We start from the raw sequence: 17,292 nt of genomic DNA on the forward strand, positions 1-17,292 counted from the left end.
AAGGATGGAAAAACTATTTTAAATTAAAATCTAATTTTAATTCCAATACCTTGTAGTTCATTAATCATATTCGGGATTTTGAACTTATTATCATGCAGGTCCAAATATTTCAAATTCTTCAATCCCTTTATTTCTAATGGGACATTTTTAAATTGGTTATTATTGAGGTACAGGGACTCCAATTTATTAAGCCTGAAAATATTTTTAGGCAATTTTTCTAAGCCGTCATTTTCTATATGTAGCGATTTTAGATTCGGTAATTTGCTTAAAACAGAGATATTCTTTTCAAATTGAAAATATTTATCATCATTTAGATATAGCTCTTGTAGATTAGATAATTTGTTAAATGATTTTGGTAGTACGTTAAAATCATTACCACTCAAATCAAGAACCCTAAGATTCTTAAGTTCACTTATTCCTTCAGGTATATTTTTTAAATGATCATTTTTTAAACTCAGGTACCTAAGATTGGTGAATTTTGCCCAAATCGAACTATTTAAATGTAAGTTTTGGTTACTTAGGTTCAGTCTAAACACATTTTGAGGATTTTTTAGGGCTTCATCTAAACTTCGGAATTCTTTGTTGATTGCTGTTGAATCTGTTGATATTTGCGACTTAACACTTGGTATTGAAATAATCAATAGTAATAAAATTACACCGAAATATTTTTTCATTATTTTGTTTTTATATGGATTAAAAACTTGCTATTTAACCTGTTTAGGTTCCTAGACTTCGGTATAAACTGAAAGGTCGCGTCAAACGAAATTCAATAGGGTTTTTGTAGGCACAAGTTAAAAATAAAAACTTACAATACGTGTTTCATACAAATCTTGCTTATCACCATGCACCTCTAATTTTACCGAACCCTTGTGACCTGAACCTAGAGGAAATTAGGATTTTTTGTTAATATGCCAATGAATTTAACAAAGAGCATGAGGCTAAAATAGAGTTAGGCCGACTGAGGATTCTCGTTTTTCTTAAGTAAGAATAAGGTGTGCCCAATATCATTTTCAGGAATAAACTCCATTTCAAGTTGAATAAACCCGATTTTTTCAAACCATTCAGCATAGGTCTTTGAATCAACATGACTCCAATACATGGCAACATCTTTCATAATCCAATCCTTTTCTACACCCGTCCAATGGCTTGCCCCAACAATACATAAAAAAATACCATTGGGAGTAAGCCACTGATAAATATTTTTCAAAAGTTCATATTGTTCGCTCGACGGGATGTGAATGATCGAGTATAAGGCAATAATGCCATTAAAAGAATTTGAGGGGTAACTGATGGCTGTCATGTCTTTAGCCATAAATGCTGCATTAGGAACATTCTTTTTTGCATTTTCAATTTGAACCGTAGAAATGTCAATTCCCCAATATTTACAGGTAGGGCTTAAAATTTGAGCAAGGGGTATACCATCTCCACAACCTAATTCTAAGATACTCGGGTTGTTTGGCAACAAACTTAAAAGGGTCTGCGTCCATTTTTTATACAATTCATTATGAGATTTAGAAAAGTGTTCTCGATAATGAACAGAAAGTTTATCATAACCTTGCCGTACAATTTCTTTGGGATTATTCATGACTTAAAGGACGACAAGGGGCCTATGACGTAGTGATTATTTGACCTAAAATTCGACATATAATATTCAACTCCCATATGGTCCTGCGAAAACCGAAGGGGCGTGTAGAACAACAAATTTTTGCTTCAAATTGAATCCCTTCAAACTTTATCAAAACTTGGCTGGAACACCTTGTTTGGGAATACTATGCTTGATAAAGGCTCTCAGGTGGTCGTTACTTGTAGCTAAATCTTCTTTACGCAGGTACATCATATGGCCGCTGCGGTAACCTTCCCAAAACATTCTATCTTGAATTTTACCTGCTGGATCCATTTGCCACATATTGTACTTTGCATTAAAATAATCACATGCTCCATCATAATAACCGGATTGGACTAGAAGATTCAGGTAGGGATTCTCCATCATGGCCATACGTAAATCCTCTCCTGTATTATTATTGCTATTATCCCAAGGCTGCACTGGTCCAAAAATATAATAATTCAAATCGGTTTTATATCCCAACTCATCTCGGAGATACATGTTAATTGCCGGAGTAAAGGAATGTTCCCAGGATAAAAGTTCCGCATTATAATCAGGTCTTTGACCTGCATCTTTTTTATCCATTCCAATATACCTTGAATCCAATCTTCCCACAGTTTTACCCTCGCTTCGAAGCAATTCCTTCCAGAAATAATCAAAGGGTATTTCCATATTTTGCTCAGCTACTACGGTTTCATTTAAACCGATATAATTGGCAATTTTTTTGACCATGCCTTTGCGCTTATCTGCTGATAATGCACCGCCTTGCGCCAATGCAGGCATTAATTCATTTATCGCAAAAGTTTCAACTTCAGGGAGAAATTTCTCTAGTTCTTTGGACTGATATACTGGGGCCAATTTTTTATGGTGCCACGCCGTAGCTGCCATGTATGGAATGCGCAATGCAGTGCTTGATACTACATCACGTTTTAACCCAAGGTCAGTAGGTGAAACTAAAATCACTCCGTTCAAAAACATCCAATGTTTATTTTGTAATTCTAATGACAAACCTGAAACTCGGTTGGTGCCATAACTTTCACCAATTAAAAATTTGGGTGATGCCCATCTTTTTTGCCTTCCTACAAATGTATTAATCCAATCAGCTAAGTATTTAATATCTGCTGTCACCCCAAAAAAATTGGTCTTGGGGGTTGCTTTATCTAGAATTCTTGAAAATCCCGTATTCACAGGATCTACATAAACAATGTCCGCAACATCTAATAAAGACTGCGGATTATCCTCAAAACCATAAGGTTGAATGGGATATCCTTCGTCATCTATTTTTAATTTTTTGGGCCCTGTATAACCTAAATGCATCCAAACACTAGCAGTACCAGGTCCCCCATTAAATGAAATGACTAAAGGTCTGGTTTCTTTATTGGTGACATTGATTCTTTCATAATAAACGTAGAATAATCCTGCTATAACCTTTCCATCCTCATCCCAGACAGGTTGGGTGCTAGCAGTAACTTTATAAGGCACCTTCTGCCCTTTGATGATCACCTCATCTATTTTTTCGACTTTCTGCTCTAAGCTCAATGCTCTATTCAATGCATTTGGCTTAGCTAAACCCTCTTCTGCTACTTTTTGTGCCAAGGTACTCCAAGAACACATCAGCAAAAAATAAATAAAAAATTGCTTTTGCATAAAAAACTATTGGTTGAATTATAGGAATTTTTCCTCTTTAAATATACAAGGTATTTACTACTTCTAATTGAATTTTTTGTGATGACAAACTCTTTTTAATTAAAGCTGATACTCTTTTTGTTAAAGGTATTCTAATAAATACGTAACGATTATATGAATACCCACCCTAATAAGACATAAAGTACCCTATTTAAAGAGAATTGATAGGAAATTGACACACAAACCCCAAAAAACAAGCGCTTAAATCCTATAAAGGATACTTTAATTGCTTTTTGGAAGCCTACAACAAATCCGATGATCTTATCAAAATATAAGAACAAAAATTGAACCATTTTCTTTTGGAAAATGACTCCCCCCTCCGCCAACGCTGTCAAGGTTTAAAACCTTGCCAGCGTTAGGTGCAAACCTAACATTTTTCAAGCAAAAAAAGGCTTGATTTCTGCAGATAATCAGTAGTTTGATATATGGAAGCTCCTTTGAAGATGGATGGATTATTCCTATCTTTAATACCTTAAACCATGACTATGAAATCATTTTTTCCATTCGCTTTCTTGGCAATGATTGGCTTTTTTACTCAGGCTCAAGTAAGTAAAGCTCCTGCCTATCCGCTCATTACCCATGACCCATATTTCAGTGTATGGTCGTTTTCCGATCAATTGAATCAATCGGTGACTCGGCATTGGACAGGTTCAGAACAATCATTAGTAGGTTTAGTCGAAGTGGATGGTAAAACCTACCAATTTTTAGGTGCCTTGCAATACCCCTCTACCAATATCGTGGCTCATGCTGAAAACAATGAAGCCATTGAGGTGCAATACACTGAGACTAAACCGGCGGAAGATTGGATGGTCCCTCATTTTAACGACGTTTATTGGAATAAAGGTAAATTACCCTTTGGAAAAGGTTGGGGAAATAAATGGAATACGGCCTGGAATAGCAAACATATTTGGGTTCGTAGGGCCTTTGATCTACAAGATTTAGATATTGACCAATTAGTGCTTCAGTTACGCCACGATGATGACGTGGAAGTCTATTTAAATGGTTATCCCATCTATTCCTGTGAAAATTGCCACGTGAAGCAATTAAAAGAATATCCACTCCATGATTTGATAAAAAGTAAACTCAAAAAAGGGAAAAATATCTTGGCCATACATTGCATGAATCCCGCAGGGAATTCTTGGGTAGATGCCGGCTTTGCCAAACAAACCCGCGCCTCACAATCTAATTTAGCCATTCAAAACTCCGTTCAAATTACGGCCACGCAAACGACTTATCAATTTACTTGTGGACCCATCAAACTGCAGTTGAATTTCCTTTCTCCCCTTTTAGCTTCCAATTTAGACTTACTTTCAAGACCTGTTTCCTATATAAATTTTGACATACAATCACTTGATAATAAAGCACATAAGACAAAAATTACCTTTGGTGTATCTACTGATTTGGCCAAAAATGAAAAACAACAAATAGTGACCGTAAGTGCAGGAAAAAAAGGGAACATGCGCTATTTGAAAACTGGGCTAAGCCAACAAAAGGTGTTGAATAAAGTGGGTGATGATGTAAGAATCGATTGGGGGTATGCCTATTTGGCTACGAATCAGGCCAAACATCAATTAAAAACGATTTCTCAATCCCAATTGATGAGTTTGACCGAAGGCAAAAAGCCTTCCAATGAATCTGGAAATCCGGATTTTATGAGTGCATCGTGGGAAATGAATGCGACGAAAACGAATCAAAGTTCCACGCTTATGTTGGCTTACGATGATTTGTACTCCATCCAATATTTCCAGAAAAATTTACAAGCTTGGTGGAAAAAGAACTTTGCCAGCATGGATGATTTATTAGTTCGTTCAGCTCAAGAGTATCCGAGTATTTTCAGTCAATGTAAAAACTTTGACAAGCAATTATATCAAGAAGCACTTCAAGCCGGTGGTAAAGAATATGCTGAACTCTGTGTGGTAGCCTACCGACAGTCGCTGGCGGCACATAAATTAGTGAGGGGAGAAAAAAATGAAGTATTATTCCCGCAAAAAGAAAACTTTAGCAATGGTTCTATTTGGACGGTAGATGTGACCTATCCCTCCGCTCCATTAAGCCTCATGTATAATACCAAATTACTAAGAGGAATGGTCGAGCCGTTGATGTATTATAGTGAGAGTGGCCAATGGAAAAAACCTTTCCCAGCCCATGATATAGGCACCTATCCCTTGGCCAATGGCCAAACTTACCCAGAGGACATGCCGGTAGAAGAAGCTGGTAATATGATTCTGTTAACTGCCGCCATTTGCAAAGAAGAAAATAGCAATCAAATTGCCAAAGCACATTGGCCTACGCTCACCCGATGGGTGGATTTTCTGGTCAAAGATGGACTAGATCCTGCCAATCAATTGTGCACAGATGATTTTGCTGGACATTTAGACCGTAACGCGAACCTTTCTATCAAAGCTATTGCAGGAATTGGAGCTTATGCCCAAATGGCCCGCCAAATGGGTTTAAAAAGTACGGCTGATTCCATGCAAAGCATTGCCAAAAAATATGCTTTAAAATGGATGGAAATGGCTGATGAAGGCGATCATTATGCCTTGACTTTCAACAAAAATAATACCTGGAGTCAAAAATATAACTTGGTTTGGGACAAATTACTTGGATTAAATTTATTCCCAAGGTATGTATACGAAAAGGAAATGGCCTATTATTTAGGTAAACAAAACACCTATGGATTACCTTTAGATAGTCGAAAAACTTATACCAAGAGCGATTGGATAATTTGGACTGCTACCCTGTCGGATAAAGCCTCAGATTTCAAAGCTTTGGTACATCCTGTTTACCAATTTATGCAGGAAAGTCCTTCTCGTGTCCCTTTAAGCGACTGGCATGAAACAACTAACGGAAAGCAAGTAGGGTTTCAAGCAAGAAGTGTGGTGGGAGGGTATTTTATCAAAATGCTAGAAAAACGTTGGGCTAAATCCAAAATGAAATAAAATGATGCAAGAGCTTGTCTGCGTAACCCCTTTTGAATGGAAATACCAAGAATCCCCAAAGCCTATTTTACAGGAGGGCATGGCCATTCTTAAAATAAAGCAAGTAGGAATATGCGGTACCGATTTACATGCATTTGAAGGAACACAGCCATTTTTCTCCTATCCACGAATCTTGGGGCATGAATTTGTAGGAGAAATTGTAGAAATAAGCGCTGGTTCAAGCTATCCTTTAGGTGCCTTAGTTAGTGTGATTCCCTATTTTTCCTGTGGAAAATGTGTGGCTTGCCGACAAGGTAAGACCAATTGTTGTCAGCAATTAAGTGTCTTAGGCGTTCATGAGGATGGTGCCATGCGTGATTATTTACAAGTTCCCATTGATTCCCTCATTTACGATAAAGATCTCAGCATAGACGAATATACCTTATTGGAACCTTTGTCGATCGGGGCGCATGGTGTTAGAAGGGCTGAAATAAAACAGCATGATTGGGTCTTGGTTGTAGGGGCTGGCCCTATTGGTTTGGGAGTCATGGAAATGGCTAGGATAGCGGGTGGACAAGTCATAGCATTGGATATGAATGCGGGGCGTTTGGCATTTAGTCAACAAATACTTGGTATACAGCATGTTATACAAGTTGGTCAAGAAGATGTTTTAGAACGATTGAAAGAAATTACTCAAGGTGACATGCCTCACGTTGTCATTGATGCCACCGGTAGTAAAAAAGCGATTGATCAAAGTTTTCAATACATGGCACATGGCGGCAAATACGTTTTAGTTGGATTACAATTAGACCATGTTCAGTTCTCTCATCCAGAATTCCATAAGCGAGAAGGGACTTTGATGAGTAGTAGAAATGCAACACGAGGTGATTTTGAATGGGTGATTGATTGCATGAAAAAGGGCCTTATTCATACCCAAGCCTTTATTACCCACCGAACCCATTTTAAGGATGTCGCTGCTCGCTTTGAATCTTTCCTTGATCCAACTCAAGCGGTCATCAAGGCGGTTGTTGAATTTGATTCTTAAAACAATATAAAGGGAATGCTGGTTAGAAAGGCATATACCAACATTCATGCCTAAGTCCATCATATCCATACAACACCTATCCAAAAGCTTTGGCTCCTTTCAAGCAGTCAAAGATGTGAGTTTTCAGGTTTTTCAGGGAGATGTATTTGGGTTTTTAGGCCCCAATGGTGCAGGAAAAAGTACCAGCATGCGTTGTATGCTTTCATTAATCAAAGCAGATGCGGGGGAAATCCGATTATTTGATTTACCAATTCAAAAACATCGTGAAGACATTTTGAGAAGAACTGGTAGCATCATTGAAAAACCTGATTTTTATAAATACCTATCTGCCTATCGAAATCTAGATATTTTTGCTCGAATTTCGGGAACCTATTCCAGCAAAAAAGAAATTTATGCCATGTTGGATTTTGTAGGATTAAATGGCCGGGAGCACGATAAAGTAGGGAGTTTTTCTCATGGAATGAAACAGCGTTTAGGTATAGCTCAAACGCTTTTACATAATCCTGATTTGATTGTTTTGGATGAACCTACCACGGGATTAGACCCTCAAGGTATCATTGATATTAGAAACTTGATTTTGAGACTAAAAGAAGAACATCAAAAAACCATCATTCTTTCCTCTCATGATTTAAGTGAAATCGAAATGATTGCCAACCGCATGGTAATTATCAACCAAGGAAAATCCATTGTAGAGGGTTCTGTGAAGGATTTAATGTCGTCAGAAAACCTCTTTATTCGCTTAGAAGCAGAACCAGTGGAAAAAGCCGTAGAAATTCTTAAAAATGCTTTTCCAGATATTAATATTCAACTGAATGCTGAAAATTTGCTGGAATTCCATTTGAGTAGAAACTTGGTTCCAAGTATAAGTCAACTATTAATTTCTCATGAAGTTGCCATTTATTCCTTAGAGTCTAAACGTAGTTTGGAAGATTACTTCATTAAAATTGTTCAACAAGATGCTATTTAAAAGCGTATATAATGAGTTCATTAAGATTGCAGCTAAACCCAGAAGTTATTTGGGTATTGGAGCCATCACGCTATTGGTGGGTGTCATTTTATTTGCCTTAAAATCAGATGGTTTATCCATTTTATCATTTGTAACCTCTTCTTTTGAGCAAACTTTAAGTTTTGAAGGAAACCTTTTAAATGGAAATCTGATAGCCTTCATCATTTTACAAATGCTTTTGGTTCAAATTCCATTATTGGTTGCCCTGGTCACAGGGGATTTAATTTCAGGAGAATTTGCCATGGGCACCATTCGAATGGTCATGACGAAGCCTATATCTAGGACAACACTTTTATTATCCAAATTTATTGCCGGAGCTGTCTATACCGCTTGCATTATATTATGGTTGGGAATAATGGCTTTGGTATTTGGACAATTATTTTTTGGAACAGGGGATTTGATCGTTTTAAACACGGACGGACTCGTTATTTTACAAGAACAAGATGTATTGTGGCGCTACCTCAGTGGTTTTGCTGTGGCTTTTTTAGCCCTTTTGACGGTCGCATCCTTGTCCATTTGTTTATCCTGCTTCTCGGAAAACTCCATTGGTCCCATAGTGGCTACCATGTCCATCATTATCCTATTTACCATCATAGGCACATTAGAAGTTTCGGTATTTGACTCCATTCGTCCTTATTTGTTCACCACACACATGGCCTCTTGGAGAAACTTTTTTGAAGTACCTTTACTACAAACTGAAATAGTAAAATCAGTTATTATTTTAATTGCCCACATCTTGATATTCTTGGGAATTTCCATTTATACATTCAACAAAAAAGACATCAGCGCTTAATGAGAATCAATTTAACACTCGGTCTTTTATTCTGCTCATTAGCTCAAATATTGGGTCAAGATGCACAAAAAACCATTCAGGCACTTCAACAAAAATGGAGCTTGGTCAAGGATTATTCGGTAGATTTAAATATAAAGTCAAATATCCCATTAATTAAAATCCTTCCGGTAAATGCTACTTTGTTTTTCAAGCAAAAAGATCAATTTCATTTAAAATCTAAGGGAATTGCCATTTTACCTAAAAAGGGCTTTGGTGATTTGGCACAATTATTGGCCCATCAAGATCAATTTAACGCTATTAGTACAGGAAAGGAGACGATAAAAAACAAGGAAACCGAAATTGTAACCTTATTGCCCAATGGAGATAATGGAGATGTTATTTTAGCCAAATTATGGGTAGATAAAACCAATAATTTAGTTTTGAAATCGCAGATTACATCGAGAAGCAATGGCACTGTAAGTACCGAATACAGTTATGGCCAAGATTCCAAATGGGGTTTGCCAGAGCAATTAATTTTCACGGTGGATGTTAAAAAATTCAAAGTGCCCAAAGGGGTAGTTGTAGACATCAATAAAACCCAAACGGTAGATAGCCAAAAACAAGTAGCCAAAACAGGAGATATCACTGTTAAATTTTCCAATTATAAAATCAATCAAGGAATAGCCTCCTCCATTTTCAAAAACTAACTGCATGATAGCTCAGACATTCGACATTGAATCGATGGAGAAATCGTTTCGTACGAATTTAATCAATCATTTATCTGGAGGAAAGGCGGTACATTTAATTGGAACTTTCAATGAACAAGGTCAATCTAATTTGGCCATTTTTAGCAATGTCATCCATGTGGGAGCTAATCCCGCGATGATGGGTATTTTGTTTAGGCCGGTGGGAGCTGATAGTCATACCTACAAAAACATTCAAGCAAATAAAAGATTTACCCTAAATCATATTCCTTTTTCCTTGGCCCAGCAGGCCCACCAGACCTCCGCTCGATACCCTTTGAGTACCTCTGAATTTGAAGCCTGTGGAATCGAAGAAGAGCGTATTCCTGAGTTTGACGCACCTTTTGTCAAGCAAAGTTTAGTTAAAATAGGTTTGATATGGGAAGAGGAACATCTGATTAAATCAAACCAAACCATTTTATTAGTCGGCAAAATCCAATATATTTCCGTCGAAGATTCCATACTTCTGCCAAATGGGAATATAGATTTGGACTTAGCTCAGAGTTTAAGTGCAGGAGGATTGGACAGCTATTACCAATTAAAGAAAGTAGCCCAATTCCCTTATGCCAAGGTTTCGGCAGACCCATCCCATGAACCTAGAAGAAATTCGTGATTTTGCTTTAAGTCTCCCAGAGACGGAAGAAAGTCTTCCTTTTGGTCCGGACAATTTGGTTTTCAAAGTACACCAAAAGATATTTTTGTTACTATCACTAGACGAAATACCCATTCGATTCAATGTCAAATGTGAACCAAATAGGGCCATCGAATTAAGAGAAGAATTTCCCGATAGTGTATTACCTGGATACCACATGAATAAGAAACATTGGAACACCATTGTGGTCAATGGGCAGCTACCTTTTCTGACAATCAAGCAGATGATTGAGGATTCTTATGCCTTAGTGGCTAAAAAATAATCATTCGCTCCGGCCTAACGCTGGCAAGGTTTGGAACCTTGACAGCGTTGCGCGTCACAGAGCGAACGATTTAAAAATTAATTTGTTGTCCAACAATCTGGTAATTATCCCAGTGCTTTTCTAATCAATTCAACACTTTTTCTAACTCCTGAATACGCATTTTCCTTCCCTTCAAATTCAATGGAAATATAGCCTTGGTAATTGACCTTTTTCAAGATATTGATAATCCGTTTATAATCTAAATCCAAAGAATACCATTCTCCTCCACCGTAATAGGTTTTCGCTTGAACAAAACTAGCTTTGGGGGCTATCTTCTCTAATTTATCATAAGGATCTTCTAAGAAATTTCCTGTATCCATCAGTAATCCCAACCAAGGTGAGTTCACCGTATCATGAATACGCAGCATTCCCTCCGGGGTTGAACCCAGTCCCCAGTGATTTTCAAGGGCCAATAAAACGCCACATTCCTCTGCCTTGGCCAAGCACCTTTGTATACCCTCAACGCACCATTTATATCCATCATCTTCGGTATAACCTGGAAGGATGGGCTCTATACCCCTATTTTTCATCAAATCATCAAATGATTTAATAGTATTCCACCTTCCTGTGTTTAAACGCAAACATGGAATTCCCATTTTATAGGCCAATTCAATACAATGTAAGGTATGATCCACATGCTTTTTCAACTCTTCTTTGTCTGGAGTAACAAAACCCTGATGAATGGATAAGCAAGTCAAGGCAATGCCATTCAAAAAGGCATGTTTCTTGATTTTTTGTAAATAAGCATTATCCTCACTTTCCATTTGTCGATGCAAAACATCAATCCCTTCTAATCCTAATGCTGCAGCATCATCTATTACCTTTTCTATAGGAAATTTATCGCCCTTAAAGTGCCAATAAGAATAACTGGAAACACTTAATTTAATTTTCGGCTGTAATTTAGGGCCAGCTATTTTCTCCTGAATTTGGGGAATTCCCCCTACTAAGCCCGTCATTAAGGAGGATTGTAAAAAGTCTCTTCTTTCCATTTATCTTTTAAGGTATGTTTCCCCAATTTAAAATTTTCCTTTGATCAAATGATTGATTTTGTAGGAAATTTATAACAATGGTTATTTGATAGGTCTGCTTAGACACGACCATTCGGTAATAATTTGCCGAAAATTACCTTTTAATATACGTTTCAACTGGCATTTTAGTAAATTTAAATTCTCACAAGTCTACATGAATCTACTCCATAAAATCCCTGCTTTCCTTTTTGCAAGCTCATTTCTTCTTTGCTCACTCATTTCATTGGGGCAAAACAAAAATGTTGAGACCTGGCAAATAAAAAATTTCAGAAAGCTAGATGCCCATAATCCTATCTTAATTCCAGATCTAAGCCAGAAGTTTTTATGCCCCATTCAAGGGAAAAATATTGGTTGGGAAAATAAAAATGTGCTCAATCCTACTGCTTTAATAAAAAATGGTAAAGTCCATTTACTTTATCGTGCCCAAGATTCATTAGGCACTTCTCGCATCGGCTTGGCAATCAGCGAGGATGGAATTCATTTCAAAAAAATGCCGCAGCCCATTCTTTTTCCAGATCAAGATGAATATAAAAAATACGAATGGCCTGGGGGAATAGAAGATCCGCGCATTGTTCAAACTGAAGATGGTAGCTATTTCATTACTTATACCTCCTATAATGGAAAAACAGCCAGATTATGCTCTGCTACCTCCACCGATTTAATACATTGGAATAAAATGGGACCTATGTTGAAAGATCCTAAATACATCAATCTTTGGTCAAAATCCGGCGCTTTGGTTGTTCAACAAGTTGGCACCCAAATGATTGCCAAAAAAATAAAAGGATATTACTGGATGTATTTTGGGGATACTGATTTATTTATGGCTCAATCCCAAGATCTGATTCATTGGACTGTATTGGAAGATGCTGAAAATAAACAAAAGATTTCTGTTTTACAGCCTAGAAAAGGCTATTTTGATAGTAGGTTGGTAGAACCTGGTCCATTTGCTTTGATTCGTAAATCTGGAATTTTACTACTATACAACAGTAGTAATGCCGCCAATTTCAATGATACAAATTATCCCAAATTCACCTACAGCGCAGCGCAGGCTTTATTTAACATCGATAAGCCATTTCAAGTTTTACAGCGTTCCAAGCAACCATTCATTTGGCCCAATAAAGAATATGAAAAAATTGGGGAGGTGAATGAAGTTTGCTTTGTAGAAGGATTAGTACCTTTTAAATCTCGATGGTATTTGTATTACGGTACCGCTGATTCCAAAATTGCTGTAGCAACAAGCCCCCAATAAAAATGCTGAACAAAATTCCACTCATAGGCATTCACCATGTGGCCATCATCTGTTCGGACTATGCTAAGTCCAAACAATTTTATACTGAAATTCTCGGATTTGAAATTATCAGAGAAGTATATCGTCAAGAACGAGATTCCTATAAATTAGATTTAAGCTTTCAAGGAATATATTTTATTGAGTTGTTTTCTTTCCCTGAAACCCCAGCTCGAGTATCAAGACCGGAAGCATGCGGACTGAGGCATATAGCATTTGAAGTATCTAATTTAGATGAAACAGTTCAAATTTTACAGCAAAAAGGACTTACTTGTGAAGCTATCCGTATCGATGAATTTACGGATAAGCGATTTATTTTCACGAGCGACCCTGATTACTTACCCATTGAATTTTACGAGAGATGAATCGAATAGAAAAGAAACCCATTGCGCAGTTAGGCTTCGAATTTGTCCATAAAACCTATTTAAAAGAGGGAGAAAGTGAATTCGACTTACGTAATAAAAATATCCGACTGACGGATTATAGGCCTTTGGCAACTAGGGAAATTGAAATTTTAGAAGCCAATTTCAATGAAGCTGAAAACTGGAAAGACATTCAGGTAAAGCCAGGCTTTAACCCTTATCTCATTAAAAATTGCCGATTTTTTGGCATCATTCGAATCGGAATTCTAGAGCATGTCTACCTAGAATTTAAGAACTTACGAATGCCCGTTGGAATATACAATAGTACTATCATCAGTAGTGATATTGGTGACAATGTCAGTATTGACCGGGTAAATCTATTATCCAATTATCAAATTGGAAATGAGGTCATGATATTGCAGGTAAATGAATTAGCCACTACACCTACCGCCAAATTTGGAAATGGTATGGTGAAGGAAGGTGAAGAGGAACGAATTCGAATCTGGCTTGAACTAGGAAATGAAAATGGGGGCAGAAAAGTCATTCCTTTTGTTGGCATGCGTCCAGCAGATGCCTATTTATGGACTCAAGATCGAGACGATGAAGTACTTCAAGCCCAATATAAAGCGCTGACTCAAGCAGAATTTTCCACTAAAAGAGGTTATTACGGTCAAATTGGGGACCGAACGGTGATTAAAAACACAGGGATCATTAAAGATGTCAATATGGGTTCAGATACCTATATCAAAGGCGCCAATAAATTAAAAAACTTAACTATAATCTCTTTCCCAGAAGCCAACACCCAAATTGGCGAAGGTTGTGAACTCGTCAATGGAATTATCCACGAAGGCTGTCGTATATTTTATGGTGTTAAAGCTGTACGTTTTATATTGGCCTCCCATTCTCAATTGAAATACGGTGCTCGATTAATCAACTCCTTTCTTGGAAGTAATTCAACCATTTCTTGCTGTGAGGTATTGAATGCCCTTATATTTCCTGCGCATGAACAGCACCACAATAATTCTTTCCTATGTGCCGCGATCATTAAAGGCCAAAGTAACATGGCAGCTGGTGCAACTTTAGGTTCCAATCATAATAGTAGAGGTGCCGATGGAGAATTACAAGCGGGTAGAGGATTTTGGCCTGGACTTTCCATTAGCTTAAAGCATAATTCTAAATTTGCCAGTTTCAACCTGATTTCAAAGGGAAATTATCCAGCAGAAATTCACAATCCCCTACCTTTTTCATTGATTGGGAACGATGATGCTTCAGGTGGATTATTAATCATTGCTGCCTATTGGTTTCAATACAATCTGTATGCTTTAGCAAGAAATGCCTGGAAATTTGCCAATCGCGACCAGAGAATAAATAAAAACATGCTCTTGGAATACGATTTTTTAGCGCCAGACACCATAGATGAAATATTAAAAGCCTTAAGCTTATTAGAAACTTGGGTTGGGGATTCGCTTCCAGAAAAGACGCAAGAAGCAGGTAAAAAATGGCTTGAAAATGCAGACAATGAGCATAGCACTTTGGATGTTTGGGCCAGTGGAATAGAGAATTCTAAACGCAAAAGTAAAATCGCTAAGAGTTATAAAGCATACCACATATTTAAAGATTTAATTTATTACCATGCTTTCCAAGAATGGGTTTTAGCCTATGAAAGAAACCAAAAAATTTTAGCCATAGATTTATTAAAAAACAGTTCTAACCATGGAATTGCGTCTTGGGAAAATTTGGGTGGACAATTAGTTCCTACTGAAGCAGTGGAAGGGCTAAAAAAGAATATTAGAAGTGGTAAGATTACCTCTTGGCATCAAGTACATCAGTTTTATCAGGACCAAGCAGATGTATACCCAGAACTTAAATTTCAACATGCTTTGGCCGCTTTGCAAAATATTCAACAAGTGGATTTACAAGATGAAACATTCATCCGTCTTTGGAAAAATAAAGCCATCTATGTATCGGAATTTATCGCCAAAGGAATAGAACGTTCTAGGGCTAAAGATTTCCAAGATCCATTCCGACAAGCCATGTACCACAATCAAAAGGAAATGGAAACGGTAATTGGTGATTGGAAAGAAAATGATTTCATTCTTCAAGCACAAAAAAACCATGAAGTGTTTGTCCAAAGAATTGAAAATTTGAAAATTTAGATCTTGGTATTTTTTCATACAACAAACAAAAAGAGCCTCGAAATTTCGAGGCTCTTTTTGTAGGTACTGAAATAAAAGCAATTAAGGCTTGTTGGAATCAACCAGTAATCGTTGCTCTCTATTGGAGATTTCCCATGCCATGTAGAATACCAAACGACCTACTTTTTGGATTTGGTCAAACTCAATTTTTTCTACATCATCGCCAGGTTGGTGATAATCTTCATGAACGCCATTGAAGAAAAATGCTACTGGGATTTTATGCTTAGCAAAGTTGTAGTGATCTGAACGATAATAGAAACGATTAGGATCATTAGGATCATTGTATTTATAATCCAATTCTAAACCAATATGCTTCTTATTTTGCTCTTCCAACACAGCGCGTAATTGAGACGACAATTTATCCGATCCAATTTCATAGATATAATCTGGCTTACCAATGTGATCATCGTCATAGCGACCCACCATATCAATATTCAAATCACATACCGTATTTTCCAATGGAAATAAGGGGTGATTCGAATAATACTCAGAACCCAATAATCCCTTTTCCTCGCCGGTCACCGTCATAAATAAAATACTTCTACGCGGACGATTTCCTGCGGCTGCCGCTTTACCAAAAGCCTCTGCTAATTCCATCACAGTTACTGTTCCTGAACCATCATCATTAGCTCCATTATTGATGCGACCATCAGCAGATACTCCGATGTGATCGTAGTGGGCGGTGATAACTACAACTTCAGATTTCTTGTCTGTACCTTCCAAATATCCTACTACATTATAGGTATCAACTGGGGATTCTGTATTTTCTATTTTCAGTTCAATGGTACCTGCTTTAAATTTACTTGAGACAGATTTTTTATCTGATGAAACTTTGGCTTTAAAGGCTTCCAAAGCAGCAAGATCCGTTCCAAGTAATTGAGCGGCCATAGCTGACGAGATCAATAAGACAGGAAATTCAGCTTCTTTGTTTTGAGTATCCTCCTTGAAAACCATACGCTCATTTCCGAAACGCTTCATCATTACTTGACGTTGGTTTAATTGAGAACTAAACGTTTTCTCATCTTTGTCGGTAATTACGATCAAACCAGTCGCACCAGCGGCCTTGGCTAATTTCATTTTTTCTCTCCAGCCAGTAGCTTTACCAAATGCGGAAGGATCTTTCGAGCCAGAAAGCACATAATTTCCTGAGGCATCTTTGGCCTCTCCATCAATAACCACCACCATGGATCCTTTGGCTTTCAATTTATCGAAATCCGTAAAGGCTCCTTGTTGTACACCATATCCAGCAAAAACGGTGGAAGCTTTTGTTCCAGCAGCTACCGGAGCTAATGCATAAGCCATAAAATCGGTTAAATACCCATAGGATTTACCTTTGATTTGAACAGCTACATTGGTCCAAGCCCGATTAACCAGATCTACTTTTTGAAAGTAACTTCCTTGAACAGGAGCTAAGCCAACGGCCTTAAAATGGTTAGCTATGTAGTTGGCAGCCACTTTTTGTTCTGGCGAACCCGTGTTTCTACCTTTCAAACTATCAGATGCAATAAAAGTCAAATGTTTTTTCAAATCTTCGGCCTTAATCGTATAGGCATAAGGGACCGGATTTGATTGAGCTAAAAGGCTCAAGGGAAGAAGTTTTGCGACTAAAAAAAGTGCTAAAACCGAATAGTAAGTCTTTTTCATTTTGTTGAGGAAAAAATTGAGTTCGCAAGATAAGAATTGAAAAATAAATCCC

15 protein-coding genes are annotated in these 17,292 nt (G+C 37.4%); 10 read left to right on the forward strand and 5 right to left on the reverse strand.

The annotated features are described in order from the left end of the window. Positions 1-23 precede the first annotated feature (23 nt). The 3 genes from SKC36_RS07720 to SKC36_RS07730 form a co-directional block, all read right to left on the reverse strand. A complete protein-coding gene (locus SKC36_RS07720) occupies positions 24-674 on the reverse strand; it encodes a leucine-rich repeat domain-containing protein (protein ID WP_459465510.1) in 651 nt (216 codons plus the stop codon). A 275-nt stretch (positions 675-949) separates the two neighbouring features. After that, complete coding sequence (locus tag SKC36_RS07725) at positions 950-1,585, reverse strand: class I SAM-dependent methyltransferase (protein ID WP_459465512.1); 636 nt, start codon at positions 1,583-1,585, stop codon at positions 950-952. 150 nt (positions 1,586-1,735) lie between these two features. Beyond that, on the reverse strand, positions 1,736-3,250 hold the full coding sequence (locus SKC36_RS07730) for a S10 family peptidase (protein WP_459465514.1): 1,515 nt from the start codon (positions 3,248-3,250) through the stop codon (positions 1,736-1,738). Positions 3,251-3,768: 518 nt separating this feature from the next. Here SKC36_RS07730 and SKC36_RS07735 point away from each other — a divergent pair. From SKC36_RS07735 to SKC36_RS07765, 7 genes are read left to right on the forward strand one after another with little or no spacing between them, the layout of a single operon-like run. Further along, positions 3,769-6,228 (forward strand): glutaminase family protein, encoded by a 2,460-nt coding sequence (locus SKC36_RS07735; protein WP_459465516.1) that lies wholly within the window; start codon positions 3,769-3,771, stop codon positions 6,226-6,228. 1 nt (position 6,229) lies between these two features. Further along, positions 6,230-7,252 (forward strand): zinc-binding alcohol dehydrogenase family protein, encoded by a 1,023-nt coding sequence (locus SKC36_RS07740; protein WP_459453381.1) that lies wholly within the window; start codon positions 6,230-6,232, stop codon positions 7,250-7,252. 46 nt (positions 7,253-7,298) lie between these two features. Further along, a complete protein-coding gene (locus SKC36_RS07745; RefSeq protein ID WP_459453379.1) occupies positions 7,299-8,219 on the forward strand; it encodes an ABC transporter ATP-binding protein in 921 nt (306 codons plus the stop codon). Then, positions 8,209-9,051 carry an ABC transporter permease gene (locus tag SKC36_RS07750; protein WP_459453378.1) on the forward strand — a complete coding sequence of 281 codons (843 nt, stop codon included), beginning with the start codon at positions 8,209-8,211 and terminating at the stop codon, positions 9,049-9,051. Before SKC36_RS07745 ends, SKC36_RS07750 begins: the two co-directional genes overlap by 11 nt. Continuing rightward, a complete protein-coding gene (locus tag SKC36_RS07755) occupies positions 9,051-9,737 on the forward strand; it encodes a LolA-like protein (RefSeq protein WP_459453377.1) in 687 nt (228 codons plus the stop codon). Before SKC36_RS07750 ends, SKC36_RS07755 begins: the two co-directional genes overlap by 1 nt. 4 nt (positions 9,738-9,741) lie before the next feature. Beyond that, on the forward strand, positions 9,742-10,386 hold the full coding sequence (locus SKC36_RS07760) for a flavin reductase family protein (protein ID WP_459453376.1): 645 nt from the start codon (positions 9,742-9,744) through the stop codon (positions 10,384-10,386). Continuing rightward, on the forward strand, positions 10,364-10,687 hold the full coding sequence (locus SKC36_RS07765) for an MmcQ/YjbR family DNA-binding protein (RefSeq protein WP_459453374.1): 324 nt from the start codon (positions 10,364-10,366) through the stop codon (positions 10,685-10,687). The genes SKC36_RS07760 and SKC36_RS07765 overlap by 23 nt, the downstream gene beginning before the upstream one ends. A 104-nt stretch (positions 10,688-10,791) precedes the next feature. On the opposite strand, the gene SKC36_RS07770 is transcribed toward SKC36_RS07765, so the two are convergent. Continuing rightward, positions 10,792-11,715, reverse strand: a complete 924-nt coding sequence (locus SKC36_RS07770) for a sugar phosphate isomerase/epimerase family protein (RefSeq protein ID WP_459465518.1) — start codon at positions 11,713-11,715, stop codon at positions 10,792-10,794. Positions 11,716-11,908: 193 nt separating this feature from the next. On the opposite strand from SKC36_RS07770, the gene SKC36_RS07775 reads away from it, so the two are divergent. Genes SKC36_RS07775 through SKC36_RS07785 form a run of 3 tightly spaced genes read left to right on the forward strand, consistent with a single transcriptional unit; the run spans position 11,909 to position 15,557 of the window. After that, positions 11,909-13,003, forward strand: a complete 1,095-nt coding sequence (locus SKC36_RS07775; RefSeq protein WP_459453371.1) for a glycoside hydrolase family 130 protein — start codon at positions 11,909-11,911, stop codon at positions 13,001-13,003. A 2-nt stretch (positions 13,004-13,005) separates the two neighbouring features. Next, positions 13,006-13,404 carry an SMU1112c/YaeR family gloxylase I-like metalloprotein gene (gene gloA2 / locus SKC36_RS07780; RefSeq protein WP_459465520.1) on the forward strand — a complete coding sequence of 133 codons (399 nt, stop codon included), beginning with the start codon at positions 13,006-13,008 and terminating at the stop codon, positions 13,402-13,404. Next, on the forward strand, positions 13,401-15,557 hold the full coding sequence (locus SKC36_RS07785; protein WP_459465522.1) for a DUF4954 family protein: 2,157 nt from the start codon (positions 13,401-13,403) through the stop codon (positions 15,555-15,557). The genes gloA2 and SKC36_RS07785 overlap by 4 nt, the downstream gene beginning before the upstream one ends. 81 nt (positions 15,558-15,638) lie before the next feature. On the opposite strand, the gene SKC36_RS07790 is transcribed toward SKC36_RS07785, so the two are convergent. Next, positions 15,639-17,240 (reverse strand): M28 family peptidase, encoded by a 1,602-nt coding sequence (locus SKC36_RS07790; protein ID WP_459453368.1) that lies wholly within the window; start codon positions 17,238-17,240, stop codon positions 15,639-15,641. Between the last annotated feature and the right edge of the window lie 52 nt (positions 17,241-17,292).

It is taken from the genome of Aquirufa sp. OSTEICH-129A (assembly GCF_054558355.1).

Coding starts and splice junctions, on each gene's coding strand:
- SKC36_RS07725 (WP_459465512.1), bottom strand. CDS start 1,585: ATGAATAATCCCAAAGAAATTGTACGGCAAGGTTATGATAAACTTTCT.
- gloA2 (WP_459465520.1), top strand. CDS start 13,006: ATGCTGAACAAAATTCCACTCATAGGCATTCACCATGTGGCCATCATC.
- SKC36_RS07770 (WP_459465518.1), bottom strand. CDS start 11,715: ATGGAAAGAAGAGACTTTTTACAATCCTCCTTAATGACGGGCTTAGTA.
- SKC36_RS07720 (WP_459465510.1), bottom strand. CDS start 674: ATGAAAAAATATTTCGGTGTAATTTTATTACTATTGATTATTTCAATA.
- SKC36_RS07735 (WP_459465516.1), top strand. CDS start 3,769: ATGACTATGAAATCATTTTTTCCATTCGCTTTCTTGGCAATGATTGGC.
- SKC36_RS07765 (WP_459453374.1), top strand. CDS start 10,364: ATGAACCTAGAAGAAATTCGTGATTTTGCTTTAAGTCTCCCAGAGACG.
- SKC36_RS07755 (WP_459453377.1), top strand. CDS start 9,051: ATGAGAATCAATTTAACACTCGGTCTTTTATTCTGCTCATTAGCTCAA.
- SKC36_RS07790 (WP_459453368.1), bottom strand. CDS start 17,240: ATGAAAAAGACTTACTATTCGGTTTTAGCACTTTTTTTAGTCGCAAAA.
- SKC36_RS07760 (WP_459453376.1), top strand. CDS start 9,742: ATGATAGCTCAGACATTCGACATTGAATCGATGGAGAAATCGTTTCGT.
- SKC36_RS07785 (WP_459465522.1), top strand. CDS start 13,401: ATGAATCGAATAGAAAAGAAACCCATTGCGCAGTTAGGCTTCGAATTT.
- SKC36_RS07745 (WP_459453379.1), top strand. CDS start 7,299: ATGCCTAAGTCCATCATATCCATACAACACCTATCCAAAAGCTTTGGC.
- SKC36_RS07750 (WP_459453378.1), top strand. CDS start 8,209: ATGCTATTTAAAAGCGTATATAATGAGTTCATTAAGATTGCAGCTAAA.
- SKC36_RS07740 (WP_459453381.1), top strand. CDS start 6,230: ATGATGCAAGAGCTTGTCTGCGTAACCCCTTTTGAATGGAAATACCAA.
- SKC36_RS07730 (WP_459465514.1), bottom strand. CDS start 3,250: ATGCAAAAGCAATTTTTTATTTATTTTTTGCTGATGTGTTCTTGGAGT.
- SKC36_RS07775 (WP_459453371.1), top strand. CDS start 11,909: ATGAATCTACTCCATAAAATCCCTGCTTTCCTTTTTGCAAGCTCATTT.